Annotated in this window: 13 protein-coding genes; 5 read left to right on the top strand and 8 right to left on the bottom strand. The window is 63.3% G+C overall.

Annotated elements, in window-relative coordinates; genetic code table 11:
* Positions 1-126: 126 nt before the first annotated feature.
* The gene (locus tag ENHY17A_RS02665; protein ID WP_236547708.1) at positions 127-2,238 is read left to right on the top strand and encodes a M3 family metallopeptidase; all 2,112 of its coding nucleotides are present in this window, start codon (positions 127-129) and stop codon (positions 2,236-2,238) included.
* A gap of 62 nt (positions 2,239-2,300) precedes the next feature.
* Here the strand turns inward: ENHY17A_RS02665 and ENHY17A_RS02660 are convergent, their stop codons facing one another.
* Positions 2,301-3,095, bottom strand: a complete 795-nt coding sequence (locus tag ENHY17A_RS02660) for a class I SAM-dependent methyltransferase (protein WP_159709818.1) — start codon at positions 3,093-3,095, stop codon at positions 2,301-2,303.
* 68 nt (positions 3,096-3,163) lie between these two features.
* Here ENHY17A_RS02660 and ENHY17A_RS02655 point away from each other — a divergent pair, with 68 nt between their 5' ends.
* Positions 3,164-3,358, top strand: a complete 195-nt coding sequence (locus ENHY17A_RS02655) for a hypothetical protein (protein ID WP_159709816.1) — start codon at positions 3,164-3,166, stop codon at positions 3,356-3,358.
* A 90-nt stretch (positions 3,359-3,448) separates the two neighbouring features.
* Here the strand turns inward: ENHY17A_RS02655 and ENHY17A_RS02650 are convergent, their stop codons facing one another.
* The 6 genes from ENHY17A_RS02650 to ENHY17A_RS02625 form a co-directional block, all read right to left on the bottom strand.
* Entirely contained in the window at positions 3,449-4,981 is a 1,533-nt protein-coding gene (locus ENHY17A_RS02650; protein ID WP_159709814.1) for a CpaF family protein, read from the bottom strand.
* A gap of 98 nt (positions 4,982-5,079) precedes the next feature.
* A complete protein-coding gene (locus tag ENHY17A_RS02645) occupies positions 5,080-5,331 on the bottom strand; it encodes an ATP synthase F1 subunit epsilon (RefSeq protein WP_159714059.1) in 252 nt (83 codons plus the stop codon).
* 122 nt (positions 5,332-5,453) lie between these two features.
* The gene (atpD, locus tag ENHY17A_RS02640) at positions 5,454-6,929 is read right to left on the bottom strand and encodes a F0F1 ATP synthase subunit beta (RefSeq protein WP_159709812.1); all 1,476 of its coding nucleotides are present in this window, start codon (positions 6,927-6,929) and stop codon (positions 5,454-5,456) included.
* 112 nt (positions 6,930-7,041) lie between these two features.
* A complete protein-coding gene (locus tag ENHY17A_RS02635; protein ID WP_159709810.1) occupies positions 7,042-7,932 on the bottom strand; it encodes a F0F1 ATP synthase subunit gamma in 891 nt (296 codons plus the stop codon).
* Between the two features lie 101 nt (positions 7,933-8,033).
* A complete protein-coding gene (gene atpA, locus ENHY17A_RS02630; protein WP_159709808.1) occupies positions 8,034-9,563 on the bottom strand; it encodes a F0F1 ATP synthase subunit alpha in 1,530 nt (509 codons plus the stop codon).
* A gap of 9 nt (positions 9,564-9,572) precedes the next feature.
* A complete protein-coding gene (locus ENHY17A_RS02625) occupies positions 9,573-10,127 on the bottom strand; it encodes a F0F1 ATP synthase subunit delta (RefSeq protein ID WP_159709806.1) in 555 nt (184 codons plus the stop codon).
* Between the two features lie 165 nt (positions 10,128-10,292).
* Between ENHY17A_RS02625 and ENHY17A_RS02620 the strand changes: the two genes are divergently transcribed.
* The 3 genes from ENHY17A_RS02620 (at position 10,293) to ada (ending at position 12,601) form a co-directional block, all read left to right on the top strand.
* Entirely contained in the window at positions 10,293-10,709 is a 417-nt protein-coding gene (locus ENHY17A_RS02620) for a MarR family winged helix-turn-helix transcriptional regulator (protein ID WP_159709804.1), read from the top strand.
* 94 nt (positions 10,710-10,803) lie between these two features.
* Positions 10,804-11,505, top strand: a complete 702-nt coding sequence (locus ENHY17A_RS02615; RefSeq protein WP_236547707.1) for a dienelactone hydrolase family protein — start codon at positions 10,804-10,806, stop codon at positions 11,503-11,505.
* Positions 11,506-11,566: 61 nt separating this feature from the next.
* Positions 11,567-12,601 carry a bifunctional DNA-binding transcriptional regulator/O6-methylguanine-DNA methyltransferase Ada gene (gene ada / locus ENHY17A_RS02610; protein ID WP_159709800.1) on the top strand — a complete coding sequence of 345 codons (1,035 nt, stop codon included), beginning with the start codon at positions 11,567-11,569 and terminating at the stop codon, positions 12,599-12,601.
* On the opposite strand, the gene ENHY17A_RS02605 is transcribed toward ada, so the two are convergent.
* Positions 12,602-14,107 carry a S1 family peptidase gene (locus tag ENHY17A_RS02605; protein ID WP_159709798.1) on the bottom strand — a complete coding sequence of 502 codons (1,506 nt, stop codon included), beginning with the start codon at positions 14,105-14,107 and terminating at the stop codon, positions 12,602-12,604.
* Positions 14,108-14,139 lie beyond the last annotated feature (32 nt).

Below are 14,139 nucleotides of genomic sequence, written 5' to 3'. Positions count from 1 at the left end.
ATTAGCAGACCCCGATGGCGGGCCTTCGCGGCTCGCTCCGATGTCCCGAGTTTCAATCCGGAGAGTTTCATGAAGGCGATTTTATTGGCGAGCGCGGCTGCGTTCGCGCTTGGAGGATGCAGCAGCATGGCGACGACCGACGGCACCACCGCTTCGGCGGGCAGCGAAGCCCCGGTTGCGGCGGCTGGCGATCAGGCAATGCCTGACAACATTCTGCTCGCCGACTGGTCCGGCGCCTATGACGGCACGCCGCCGTTCGACAAGGTGACCCCCGCCATGTTCCCCGAGGCGATCCAGTACGGCATCGACGAACAACGCCGCGAATATCAGGCGATCACCCGCCACCGCGCCGCGCCGACGTTCGAAAACATCATCGTGCCGATGGAAAAGGCGGGCGAACGCCTTGGCCGCGTGCTGTCGGTGTTCAGCGTCATGACCAGCAACATGACCAACTCCCAGTATCAGGCATTGTCGCGCGAATGGGGGCCGAAGCTGTCCGCCGCGTCGGACGAAATCACGCTCGATCCGATCCTCTTTCAGCGGATCAAGGCAGTGTACGACAACCGCAACAGCGCCGGTCTGAATGCGCAGCAGATCCGTCTGGTCGAGCGCTATTATGACAGCTTCGTCCGTCGCGGTGCGAACCTCAACGCCGAACAGAAGCAGCAATTGTCGGCCTACAACGCCGCGCTCTCGACCGAATTTTCGGGCTTCTCCGAAAAGGTGCTGGCAGACGAAAGCACCTACATCACCGCAACCGAAGCGCAGATGAAGGGCGTCCCCGCCGACATCAAGGGCGCAGCCGCCGGTGCTGCCAAGGAACGCAACCTCCCCGCGGGCAGCTATGCGATCGTCAACACGCGTTCCGCAGTCGATCCCGTGCTGACCTTTGCCGAGGACCGTGCGCTGCGTGAAAAGGTTTGGCGCGCCTTCGTCAGACGCGGCGACAATGGCGGCGCGAACGACACCAATGCGACCATCGCCAAGATCACCCAGATCCGCGCCGATCGCGCCAAGCTGCTCGGTTACAAGAACCACGCCGAATGGCGGATGCAGGACACGATGGCGAAAACGCCGGCGGCTGCCAACGAACTGATGATGCGCGTTTGGCCCGCCGCGGTCGCGCGCGTGAAACAGGAAGTTGCCGACCAGCAGGCGATGGCCAAGTCGTCCGGCCAGAACATCACGATCGAACCCTGGGACTACCGCTTCTATCAGGAAAAGGTTCGCAAGGATCGCTACGACCTGTCGGCGGATGAGGTGAAGCCCTATTTCGAACTGAACAACATCATCGAGGCGTCCTATTGGGCGGCGGGTGAATTGTTCGGGCTCGACTTCAAGGAAATCACCGGCACCGTTCCCACCTGGCATCCCGATATCCGCGTCTATTCGGTGACGAAGCGCGGGTCGGGCGATCAGGTCGGCGTGTTCTACCGCGACGATTATGCGCGCACCGGCAAGCGGTCGGGCGCATGGGCAACCACCTATCGCAGCCGCGCCGGGCTCACCGACAAGAACATCGTGCTGGGTTCGAACAACAATAATTTCGTGAAGCCGCCTGCCGGTCAGCCCGCGTTGATCAGCCTGGACGACGCGGAAACGCTGTTCCATGAATTCGGCCACGCGCTGCATTACTTCATCTCGAATGTCGAATATCCGAGCTTCAACGGCACGCCGCGCGACTTTGTGGAATATCCGAGCCAGGTGAACGAGAATTGGCTGCTGACCCAGCCGGTGCTCAGCCGCTTCGCCAAGCATTACCAGACCGGTGAAGTGATGCCCGCGTCGCTGATCCAGAAGATCGAAAAAGCGTCGACCTTCAACCAGGGCTTCGCGACGGTCGAATATCTCTCTTCGGCGATCGTCGACATGGAAATGCACACCCGGACCACGGGCGTCGCGGACCCCGATGCGTTCGAAAAGGAAACGCTGGCGAAGATCGGCATGCCGAAGGAGATCGTGATGCGGCACCGCCTGCCGCAGTTCAATCACCTCTTCTCGTCCGACGCCTATTCGGCGGGATATTACAGCTATCTCTGGTCGGAAACGATGGACGCCGACACCTGGGCGTTGTTCGAGGAACGCGGCGTCTTCGACAAGGCGACGGCCGATAGCTACGCCAAGTGGATTCTATCCACCGGCAACGAAATCGACCGGGTGGACGCCTACCGCGAATTCCGCGGCCGTGACCCGGAAGTGAATGCGCTGCTCAAGAAGCGCGGCTTCCCGGTCAATTGATCCGGACAAGAGAACAAGGCCGGTCCCTCGCGGGGCCGGCCTTTTTTGGCTGGGATTTGAGTTCAGGCGGCGGGTTTACGGAACCGGATGGTCATGCGGTCGCTTTCGCCGATCGCCTGATATTTGGCGCGATCGACATCCTTCAGCCGCAGCGAAGGCGGCAGCGTCCAAACGCCTTGCGGCCAGTCGGCGGTGTCCTTGGGGTTGGCATTCACCTCGGACTGCGCATCGACGGTGAAGCCTGCTTTCGTGGCAAGCGCGACGACCGAGCTGACCTTCATATAGCCGCTCTTTTCCTCGGCCCCGGCATCGCGCGCTTCGGGCAGCCGGTGTTCGACGACGCCCAGCACCCCGCCGGGTTTCAGCACACGATATGCTTCGGCAAAGACCTTCTCCGCGTTCTCGACCCCGCCCATCCGCCAGTTGTGGACGTTGCGGAAGGTGAGCACGACGTCCGCCGAGCTCGCGTCGATCGCGGTCATCCCGGTGGCGGGATCATAAGGCGCGGTCTCGACGCGGCCATAGGTGGAGGCATCCTTGGTCCGCAGCCCCTCAATCCCGCGCAGGCCGTTGGCGGGCGCGACGCCGATCAGACGGCCTGCCTTCAGATAGGGCGCAAGAATTTCGGTGTACCAGCCGCCGCCGGGCCACAGTTCGATGACGGTATCGGTCGGCTTCACTTGGAAAAATGCCAGGGTTTCGGCGGGATTGCGATACCGGTCGCGCGCGGAATTGGCGGGGGTGCGGGTGCCCGCGGTGACCGCGGTGTCGAGCGCGACGCGGTTGGTATCCTGGGCGGCGATCGCGACGGTCGCGACTCCCAATGTGGCGGCGGCAAATAAAGTCAGGTGACGCATTTCGGGCTCCTCGCAATCGGGTTTGATCACCCTATATCGCGGGCGAAACTGGAGCACGGATGGACGTGATGCAACACGCATTATTGGCAGGGATCGGCAGCCTGGTCGCGGTCGCGGTCGGCAGCGGCGTCGCCGAGTACCGCCGCAAGAACCGCCGCAACATCGACCGGGTCGGGATCATGCCCTGGACCACGGTTCAGGTGATTGCAGTAATCGGCGCCGCGATGATGGCGCTGTACGGCTTCAAAATGGGCGGTTGGTAGCGCCTAATTCCTTCCCGGCAGGGGAAGTGGCAGTCGCGCAGCGACTGACCGAGGGGTATCCCCCCGCTCCACGATGGGGAGGATTTACGTTTACAAACACGCCTCGAGCATCGCCTGGTCGAAGCCGAACATTTTGGCCTTTTCCAAAGTATAGGGGCGCAGGCCCATCGATCGATATTCGCCGACGATCTTGCCGTCGGCGCTTTCGTCGAGATATTCGAATTTGAACAATTCCTGCGTGACGATCACCGGGCCTTCCATGCCGATGACTTCCGTGATGTTCGTCACGCGGCGCGAGCCGTCGCGCAGGCGCTTCACCTGGACAATCAGGTCGACCGAATCGGCGATCTGGCGCGAAATCGCTTCCTTGGGCACCTTGATGTCCGACATCATCACCATGTTCTCCATACGCGCCAGGCATTCGCGTGGGGAGTTGGAGTGGAGCGTCGCCATCGATCCATCGTGACCCGTGTTCATCGCGGCAAGCAGGTCGAAACATTCGGAGCCACGAATTTCGCCCAGGATGATGCGATCGGGACGCATACGCAGCGCGTTCTTGACGAGATCGCGGATGGTGATTTCGCCTTGACCCTCCAGATTGGGCGGGCGGGTTTCCAGCGGCAGCCAGTGCGGCTGTTGCAGGCGGAGTTCGGCGGCATCCTCGATCGTCAGCACGCGCTCACCGGGGTCGATCATTTTCGACAACGCGTTGAGCATCGTCGTCTTGCCCGAACCCGTACCGCCGGAGATGACAACGTTGAACCGGCACGCGCCCGCTATCTTCAAAGCAGTCGCCATTTGCGACGACATCGAGCCGAAGCCCGCCATCATATCGAGCGTGATCGGTTTGGCCGAGAATTTACGGATCGAGATCGCGGTGCCTCGAAGCGACAGCGGCGGCACGATCACGTTGACGCGGGAACCGTCCTTAAGACGGGCGTCGGCCAGCGGCGTGGTCTGATCGACACGGCGACCGACCGAGTTACAGATGCGCTGCGCGATTTGGAACAGATGTTCCTCGTCGCGAAACTGGATATTGGCGAGTTCAAGCTTGCCCTTGCGCTCGACATAGGTCTGCTCTGGTCCGTTGACCATGATGTCGGAAATATTGGCGTCGGCGAGCAATTCCTCAAGCGGGCCGAGACCCAGCAATTCATCGACCAGCACCTTTTCCAGCGCGAACTGTTCGCGGCGGTTGAGCGTCAGTTTCAGCTCGGCCAGCACCTCGCCGATGATCGGGCGGAATTCTTCGGCCAGTTCGTCCTTGCTGAGCGTTGCCGCGGCTTCTGGATCGACGCGTTCGAGCAGGCGGGGCAACACCTGTTCCTTGATACGGTGGATCGAGCTTTCGAATCCTTCGACCCGGCTGTTGCCCGCTTCGCCCGACGTTGCCTGACGGTCGGCGAGTCGTTGCAGCGCGGCGTCATTCGGACCGGCGATAGCGGGTTCCGAACCGAAGGACGGTTCAGCCGCACCCAGCGCAGCGGGCTCGATCGGCGGGAATTGCGTTCCGTGATCGGGTTCGGCAGGTCGCGCGCCTCCGCCCTGCATCGGTCGTGCGACACCGAATGCGGGCCGACCACCCGTCCCGCCGGGTCCACTGCGTCGTCCGAATGCACTCATTCTACGTCCTCATCGCCCCACTATGCTTGGACGACAGGATTACGGGCGAAGGTTTTACAATTGCCTAACCAATTCGGGAAGGCATGTTATTGCGCCGCTCAGCCGACCTGTTCGGCCAGCACCGTCAGCCCCTTGGTCCCCACCTCGGCAAAGCCGCCCTGGATGCGGATCGTCTCGGGCTCGCCCTTTTCGGTGCGATAGATCGCGAGGTCACCGTCGCGGATGGTGGACATCAGCGGGGCATGGCCTTCGAGCACGCCGAAATCGCCCTCGGTGCCGGGGACGACGACCATGTACACATCCTCGGACCGGACGAGCTTTTCAGGAGTGACGAGTTCGAAGTGCAGCATTTTTTCGCTTCTCACTCCCCTCCCGCTTGCGGGAGGGGTCGGGGGAGGGAATGTGGGAGAGCTCTAGTCCACCGGGAACAAGCCCTCCCCTAGCCCCTCCCGCAAGCGGGAGGGGAATTAGTTTAAGCCTCGTCGGCCATTTTCTGGGCTTTGGCCTTCACGTCTTCGATGCCGCCGACCATGTAGAATGCCGACTCCGGCAGATGGTCATATTCACCTTCAACCACCGCCTTGAACGATTTGATCGTGTCTTCGAGCTGGACGAACTTGCCCGAAATACCGGTGAAGACTTCGGCGACGTGGAAGGGCTGCGACAGGAAGCGCTGGATCTTGCGCGCGCGCGTCACGATCAGCTTATCCTCTTCGCTCAGCTCGTCCATGCCGAGGATGGCGATGATGTCCTGAAGCGACTTGTACTTTTGCAGGGTAGACTGGACCGCACGTGCGGTCTCGTAATGCTCCTGGCCGACGACGCGCGGTTCCAGCACGCGGCTGGTCGAATCGAGCGGATCGACCGCAGGATAGATGCCCAGTTCGGAGATCGCACGGTTGAGAACCGTGGTCGCGTCCAAGTGAGCGAACGAGGTTGCAGGGGCCGGATCGGTCAAATCGTCGGCGGGGACGTAGATAGCCTGAACCGAGGTGATTGAGCCCTTGTTGGTCGAGGTGATCCGCTCCTGAAGTGCGCCCATGTCGGTCGATAGTGTGGGTTGGTACCCCACGGCCGATGGAATACGGCCCAACAGCGCCGACACTTCCGAACCGGCCTGGGTGAAGCGGAAGATGTTGTCGACGAAGAACAACACGTCCTGGCCTTCGACGTCGCGGAAATATTCGGCGATGGTCAGGCCCGACAGCGCGACGCGTGCGCGTGCGCCGGGGGGCTCGTTCATCTGGCCGTATACCAGCGCAACCTTCGATCCCTCCGATTGCGGATTGCCATCGGCATCTTTGGCGATAACGCCTGCGTCGAGGAATTCGTGGTAGAGATCGTTGCCTTCGCGGGTGCGCTCACCGACGCCTGCGAATACCGAGGTGCCGCCATGACCCTTGGCGATGTTGTTGATCAGTTCCTGGATCAGAACCGTCTTGCCGACGCCTGCGCCCCCGAAAAGCCCGATCTTGCCGCCCTTTGCATAAGGCGCGAGCAAGTCGATGACCTTGATGCCCGTGACGAGAATCGCGCTTTCGGTCGACTGATCGACGAACAACGGCGCCGATGCGTGGATCGGCATCGTGTCGGTGTGGCCGACGGGGCCACGCTCGTCGATCGGCTCGCCGACGACGTTCAGGATGCGGCCGAGCGTCTTGGGACCGACGGGGACGCGAATCTGCGAGCCGGTGTCGGTCACGCTTTGGCCGCGGGTCAGGCCGTCGGTCGCGTCCATCGCGATCGTGCGGACGGTGTTCTCGCCCAGATGCTGCGCGACTTCGAGGACCAGGCGGTTGCCGTTGTTATCGGTTTCCAGCGCGGCCAGAATCGCGGGCAGCTTGTCCTGTTCGAAAGTCACGTCGACGACTGCGCCGATGACCTGCGAAATGCGGCCTACGTTATTGGTGGTCGCCTTTGGGGCGAGGGTATCTGCGGCGGTTGCCATGGCTTCGTTCCTTGCCTTCTTTTTCGTCATCCCAGCGAAGGCTGGGATATCCCTCCACGAGAGGGCGTCCTTGTGGCCCGAGACCCCAGCTTTCGCTGGGGTGACGGTATGATTAAAGGGCTTCTGCGCCCGAGATGATTTCTACCAGTTCGGTCGTGATCGCGGCCTGACGCTGGCGGTTATATTCGATGTTCAGGCGCTTGATCAGGTCGCCGGCGTTGCGCGTCGCATTGTCCATCGCGGTCATTTTCGACCCCTGTTCGGACGCGGCATTCTCCCGCATCGCGCGGAAGATCTGGATCGCGACACCGCGCGGGAGCAGATCGGCGAGGATCGCTTCCTCATCGGGTTCGTACGTGACGACTGCACCGCCATCGAGTTCGGGCGCAGCGTTGGCCGCGACCTTGGGCAGCGCAATCGGCAGGATCTGCTGCATCGTCGGTTCCTGGGTCAGAACCGATTTGAAGGTCGAATAGAAGAGGTAAGCGACGTCGAACTCGCTGGCTTCGAAGCGGGCGATCAGGTCGTCGGCATAGCCGCGTGCATCCGCAAAGTTCAGTTTGCCCAGATCGCCGGGTTCGATCCCGTGCTTCATCCGCTCGCGATAAAGACGGTTGAGCGCGGCGCGGCCCTTTTTACCGATCGTGTAGAAGTGGACGTCTTTGCCTTGCGCGATCAGCTTGTCGGCTTCGCGACGGGCGAGGCGTGCGATGTTGGAATTGAACGCGCCCGCCAGTCCCTTGTCCGACGTGGCGACCACGAACAGATATTTCTGGTCGCGACCGGTGCCCGCGAGCAGGGGCGACGAGCTTTCATTGACGGTAACCTTCGACGCCAGGCTGGCGACGACGGCTTCCAGCCGTTCGGCATAGGGACGACCGGCTTCGGCTGCGTCCTGCGCACGACGCAGCTTCGCCGCGGCGACCATCTTCATCGCCTTGGTGATCTTCTGGGTCGATTTGACCGACCCGATCCGGATTTTCAGCGCCTTGAGAGAGGCCATGTTCTTCCTACCTCGTCATCCCAGCGAAAGCTGGGATCTCGTGTAACAAACCGCGCGCTGGCGGCCCGAGACCCCAGCTTTCGCTGGGGTGACGGTTTCAATTACGCAAACGTCTTTGCGAACTGGTCGAGTGCCGCCTTGAGCTTGCCCTTGACCTCGTCGCCCAGATCCTTGGTGTCGCGGATCGTGGTCAGGATGTCGGCATGGTTCGCCCGCATGTCGGCAAGCAGCGCCTGTTCGTAGCGGACCACGTCGGTCACCGGCACGGCGTCGATATAGCCGTTGGTGCCGGCGAAGATCGACACCGTCTGTTCTTCGAAAGGCATCGGCGAGAACTGCGCCTGCTTCAGCAATTCGGTCAGGCGCGCGCCGCGGTTGAGCAGCTTTTGCGTCGATGCATCGAGATCGGAGCCGAACTGCGCGAATGCCGCCATTTCGCGGTACTGCGCCAGCTCCAGCTTGATCGAGCCCGAAACCTTCTTCATTGCCTTGGTCTGCGCGGCGGAACCGACGCGGCTGACCGACAGGCCGACGTTGATCGCAGGGCGGATGCCCGCGAAGAACAGGTCGGTTTCGAGGAAGATCTGGCCGTCGGTGATCGAAATCACGTTGGTCGGAATATAGGCCGACACGTCGCCTGCCTGGGTTTCGATGATCGGCAGTGCGGTCAGCGAACCGTTGCCGTTTGCATCGTTCATCTTCGCCGCGCGCTCGAGCAGGCGCGAGTGGAGATAGAAAACGTCGCCGGGATAGGCTTCGCGACCCGGAGGACGACGCAGCAGCAGCGACATCTGGCGATAGGCGACCGCCTGCTTCGACAGATCGTCATAGACGATGACAGCGTGCATGCCGTTGTCGCGGAAAAATTCGCCCATGGTGCAGCCGGTGTACGGTGCGAGGAACTGGAGCGGTGCAGGCTCCGACGCGGTCGCGGCGACGACGATCGAATATTCCATCGCGCCCGATTCCTCGAGCTGACGGACGATCTGCGCGACGGTCGAGCGCTTCTGCCCGATCGCGACGTAGATGCAGTACAGCTTCTTCGATTCGTCGGTGCCCGCATTGGCGGTCTTCTGATTGATGAAGGCGTCGATCGCGACGGCGGTCTTGCCGGTCTGGCGATCGCCGATGATCAGCTCGCGCTGACCGCGGCCGACGGGGACGAGCGCGTCGATCGCCTTCAGGCCGGTCTGCATCGGCTCGTTCACCGATTTGCGCGGGATGATGCCGGGTGCCTTCACTTCGACGCGCTTGCGCTCGGTGAACTCGATCGGGCCCTTGCCGTCGATCGGGTTGCCCAGACCATCGACCACGCGACCGAGCAGGCCACGACCGACGGGAACGTCGACGATGGTGCCGGTCCGCTTGACGACGTCGCCTTCCTTGATCTCGCTGTCCGAGCCGAAGATCACGACACCGACATTGTCGGCCTCAAGGTTCAGCGCCATGCCCTGCACGCCATTGGCGAACTCGACCATTTCGCCCGCCTGGACATTGTCCAGGCCGTGGATGCGCGCGATGCCGTCGCCGACCGACAGCACCTGGCCGGTTTCGCTGACTTGCGCTTCGGTGCCGAAGCTGGCGATCTGGTCCTTGATGACCTTCGAGATTTCTGCGGCGCGGATATCCATTGTCGTGCCTTAGCCTTTCATCGCGTGCGCGAGGGTGTTGATGCGGGTCTTGATCGACGAATCGATCATCTGGCTGCCGACCTTCACGATCAGGCCGCCAAGAAGCGAGGGATCGACGCGAAGGTCGAGGGTGACGTCACGGCCGACGCGGCTGCGCAGCGCCTGTTTCAGTTCCTTGACCTGATCGTCGGTGAGCGGGTGGGCGGAGGCGACCTCTGCGGTCACTTCGCCGCGATGGCGTGCGGCCAACGCGCGGAAATCGCGGATGATGGCCGACAGGCTCGACAAGCGGCGGTTCTGCGCCAGCACGCCCAGGAAATTCTTCGTGGTCGGGTCGAGCGCCATCACGTCGGCGGCAGCGGTCACCGCGCTCGACGCCGCAGCGCGACCGACCAGCGGGCTGGCTGCAAGCTTCGCGAACTCGGCCGATTCGCTGAGTGCCTGGCGGACCTTGATCAGGCTCGCTTCGACCGCGTCGATCGTCTTGGCGTTGCTGGCCAATTCGAACAGCGCAGTGGCGTAACGCCCGCTAAGGCTTGCCTGAATACCGGCGGATTGATCCACGCGTAACGGTCCCCGTGTGACGAGTAAGATGGCCCCATGCGAAAAGAGGGCCGGACTGGGCGGCCCCCAATGGGTTCGCGGCGCGGTTAGCATCGGGGGTGCGGGGATGCAAGATGGAGTCTGATGTTGGTTGACTAGGAAACCGGTTTGATCGAGTTTGACGGAATGGGAAAACCTGAACGATCGATTGGTGCCCTGCTCCGGGTCGCAGCGGGAAAGCTGGCGGTGGCCGAAGCCGCGGCGCTGCGCGCGCAGGGTGTCACCGCCGCGGAAGCGACGCTCTTGCGCGAACTGCACGCGGCGGGCGCGGTTGCACCGAGCGTGCTTGCCGACCGGATGGGGATGACGCGCGGCGCGGTCACCAAGCTGGTCGATCGGTTGAAGGCCAAGCAATTGCTGGTGCGTGCAAAGGGCCGCGGGGACGGACGGATGCAGACGATCGCGCTGACCGGCTCGGGCGCGCGGCTGGTGCCGGAACTGGATGCGGTAGCGGTGCGGGTGGAGGGTGCGGTGTTCGGGAAGCTGGACGCGGCGGGCAGGGCGGGGCTTGCGAAAGGGCTGAAGCGGGTCGTCGATGATTGACAGCGGCACGCCGCCTCCCCCTTAATCCGCACAATTGCGTCACCCCAGCGAAAGCTGGGGTCTCAGGCCGCATGAGATTCCAGCTTTCGCTGGAATGACGAAATTTTTGCAGGGGTGGAAAATGACCGGCGAGACGATCCACATGAAGATGGCCGATGGTGCCGACATCGCCGTCTATCACGCCAAGTCCACGGGAGAGCGCCGCGGCGGCCTCGTCCTGGTCCAGGAAATCTTTGGCGTCACCGACCATATTCGCGAACAATGCGACGATTATGCCAGCGAGGGCTATGAAGTGCTCGCCCCCGCGTTGTTCGACCGCGAGCATCCGGGGTTCGAGGCCGATTATACCGGCCCCGATTTCGACCGCGCGGTCGAATTGGCGCGCAAGCTCCACCCGTTCGACCAGTCGCTGTCCGACGTTCAGACCTGCATCGACGCGCTGTCCGATCGCGGCCACGTTTTCGTCGCCGGCTATTGCTATGGCGGTTCGGTCGCCTGGTTCGCGGCGTGTCGGCTGAAGGGGGTGGCGGCAGCTTCGGCCTATTATGGCAGCCTGATCCCCAAGACGACCGAAGAACCCCGCTTGCCGACCATGGCCCATTTCGGACGCTATGATCGCGGCATCCCGGTCGATGATGTCGAGGCCATGATCGCCAAAGCGCCCGCCAATGCCGAAATCTTCGTCTATGATGCCGGGCACGGGTTTAATTCGGATCGCCGCAAGGATTATCACGAGTCGTCGGCCGATCTGGCGCGCGAGCGTACGCTGGCGCTGTTCCGTGCCAATGGCGGCTGAAGGAAGCTTTGGACGCAAGTCACGGGATGCGCTCTAACGCCCGAGCGCGTAAACCGGCAACATGACCCAGCAAACCACCATCGACCCCGACACCGCATGGGCCGCCTTCGTCGCGCGCAATCGATCGCTGGACGGGCATTTCGTCGGCGCGGTGAAGACCACCGGCATCTATTGCAAGCCGAGCTGCCCGGCGCGCCGTCCGTTGCGCGAAAACATGTCCTTCTATTCCGATGGCGCAGCGGCACGTGCGGCGGGGTATCGCGCCTGCCTGCGCTGCAAGCCCGATGAAGTCGGGCGTGACCGGATTGCCGTCGCCAAAGCCATTGCGCTGATCGAGCAGGCCGAGGACGCGCCCTCGCTAGACGCGGTCGCGAGCGCCGTCGGCTATGCCCCGCATCATTTCCACCGACTGTTCAAACGCGCCACCGGCATCACCCCCGCCGCCTATGCCCGCAGCCTGAAATCCACGCGCGCAGGCGATGCCCTGACCCGCGAGGATCGCGTGGCAGACGCGATCTACGACGCGGGCTATTCCGCGCCCAGCCGTTTCTACGACCATGCGGGCAAGCGGTTGGGGATGACCCCCAGCGCATGGCAACGCGGCGGAGCAGGGGTGACGATCCGCTGGACCGTCGCCGACACGAGTCTGGGCAAACTGCTCGTCGCAGCCACCAAAAAAGGGTTGTGCCGCGTGTCTTTCGACGAAGGGCCGCTGGAACTCGCAGAACGTTTTCCGGCCGCGGAGATCGTCGAGGGCGGCGCGGCGCTAGCGCAATTGGCCGCGCGTGTCGTTGCCGAGGTCGAAACCCCCGGCCGCGACCGCGACCTGCCGCTCGATGTGCAAGGCACGGCATTCCAGGAAGCGATCTGGCAGGCGCTGCGCCGTATCCCGCCGGGCGAAACCCGAAGCTACGGCGAACTCGCCGCCGCGATCGGCAAACCCGGCGCGGTGCGCGCAGCCGGCACCGCGTGCGGCGCGAACAATGTCGCGGTCGTCATCCCCTGCCACCGCGTCCAGCGCGCCGATGGATCAATCGGCGGCTATGCTTACGGCGTCGAGCGCAAGCGGGCGTTGTTGAAGCGTGAGGGCGAGTAGCTATTCGGCACCGGTGCACCGATAGACCAGCCGCTCGTTCGGGAGTGCGGGAAGGCTATTGCGGATCGCGGATTGTTTGGCACCCAATTGACCCACGGCGTCGGGGTTGCGCGAACATTGTTTCAGCTCGACTTCGCTGCGCAGGCGGCGTGCTTCGGCCATTTGCGGTGCGGTCAGCAGGTAGCGGCTGTTGACATAGATGCCGCTCTGCGGATCGAAATCGAGCACCGATACGGTCGCTTCGTCCGCGGGCACCAGAATGCGCTGCCACCCGGATTGGGTTTGGGCATATTGCGTGCGGGCGTTCATGCAGCCTTCGGCTTGCCAGTCGAGCGGGACGTCATCGGTCTTTGACACCGTCACCCGGCTCCGTTCGGCGATCAGGGTGCAGACCAGTGGGCCGGTCGCCGCGATGTGCGGCTCGGACGCGGTGGTATCGGCGGGCAGGGTAACGGCCTGCGCGTCGAATGTCGGGCGCAGCAGGAAGACGATGAGCGCCGCGAGCATCAGCACGCCGCCCGCGACCCCCGCGACGATTGCGTTGCGCCGCTGACCCTTGGTCGCGAGCATTGCCGCACCCGCCAGACTGAGCCCGCCGAGCACCAGCAGGAAGGCGGCAATCGCCATGTAATTTTCGCGCGCAAGATCGATACGTTCGCGCTCTGCATCGATCGCGGTTTCGTGTGCCTGTCGTGCGCGTTCGGCATCGGCGGCGGTGCGGGCTGCGGCGTCGGCGGCGGCGCGTTCTCCGGCGGCGCGGTCCTGGGCCAGGCTATCCTCGATGCTGGTGCAGCGTCCGCCGACCGCGTTCATGCCCTGACCCGCAGCGCGCAGGAAGGATTGCAGCTCCGCGCCCGAAATCGCGAAGGCGAACGCCGCGTCGCCTTCGTCGGCACGCGTGAAGGCCGAATTTATCCCGATCACACGCCCGCACCGGTCGAGCAGCGGCCCGCCCGAATTACCCCGCGCGATCGATGCGGTGTGGAGCATGACTTCCGTCCCCATCAGCGAGCGGCGACCCGAATAGAGTCCCTGCGTCCGAACCGGGGTTAGCGGGGTGATATAGTCGTTGGCCGACTGCGCGGTCGCCAGATCGACATTGCCGGGATAGCCGAGTGCATAGACGCTTTCGCCTTCGCCAAGCGAGCCGGTATAGAGCGCCAGCGGGGGCAGGCGCTCGCCGCGAAATTCGATCAGTGCCAGATCCTTGTCGATGTCCTGCGCGACCAACTGGCCCTGAAACGCCTGGCTACCCTCCGACGGAACGATGCCGATCACGACATTGCCCGGATAGCGCTGGACGAGTGCCACGACATGCGCGTTGGTGACGACCCGGTTCGGGCCGACCGCAAATCCGCTGCCGTGGCCGAATCCCACCACTTCGTCATCGACCACCGCGATCACCACGATCCGCACGACGCCCCGCCCCGACGCCGAAATATCGTCGGCGCGCGCCGGGACGGCGAGCGTCAATATGAGCGCGAGAAAGGCGATCAGACGAATCATGGTCGTGGTGGTGGCCCCCGGAGTTCCGCGCC

The organism is Sphingomonas sp. AX6 (genome assembly GCF_902506605.1).
GTDB lineage: Bacteria > Pseudomonadota > Alphaproteobacteria > Sphingomonadales > Sphingomonadaceae > Sphingomonas.
Note: the sequence above shows the minus strand (reverse complement) of the source record. Positions and strands in the feature narration are given on the sequence as shown.

Bases quoted from the DNA above. Each gene is read 5' to 3' on its own strand.
- atpD (WP_159709812.1), bottom strand. From the start codon at position 6,929: ATGGCAACCGCCGCAGATACCCTCGCCCCAAAGGCGACCACCAATAAC.
- ENHY17A_RS02645 (WP_159714059.1), bottom strand. From the start codon at position 5,331: ATGCTGCACTTCGAACTCGTCACTCCTGAAAAGCTCGTCCGGTCCGAG.
- ENHY17A_RS02665 (WP_236547708.1), top strand. From the start codon at position 127: ATGGCGACGACCGACGGCACCACCGCTTCGGCGGGCAGCGAAGCCCCG.
- ada (WP_159709800.1), top strand. From the start codon at position 11,567: ATGACCCAGCAAACCACCATCGACCCCGACACCGCATGGGCCGCCTTC.
- ENHY17A_RS02605 (WP_159709798.1), bottom strand. From the start codon at position 14,107: ATGATTCGTCTGATCGCCTTTCTCGCGCTCATATTGACGCTCGCCGTC.
- ENHY17A_RS02655 (WP_159709816.1), top strand. From the start codon at position 3,164: ATGCAACACGCATTATTGGCAGGGATCGGCAGCCTGGTCGCGGTCGCG.
- ENHY17A_RS02660 (WP_159709818.1), bottom strand. From the start codon at position 3,095: ATGCGTCACCTGACTTTATTTGCCGCCGCCACATTGGGAGTCGCGACC.
- ENHY17A_RS02635 (WP_159709810.1), bottom strand. From the start codon at position 7,932: ATGGCCTCTCTCAAGGCGCTGAAAATCCGGATCGGGTCGGTCAAATCG.
- ENHY17A_RS02620 (WP_159709804.1), top strand. From the start codon at position 10,293: ATGGGAAAACCTGAACGATCGATTGGTGCCCTGCTCCGGGTCGCAGCG.
- atpA (WP_159709808.1), bottom strand. From the start codon at position 9,563: ATGGATATCCGCGCCGCAGAAATCTCGAAGGTCATCAAGGACCAGATC.
- ENHY17A_RS02615 (WP_236547707.1), top strand. From the start codon at position 10,804: ATGACGAAATTTTTGCAGGGGTGGAAAATGACCGGCGAGACGATCCAC.
- ENHY17A_RS02650 (WP_159709814.1), bottom strand. From the start codon at position 4,981: ATGAGTGCATTCGGACGACGCAGTGGACCCGGCGGGACGGGTGGTCGG.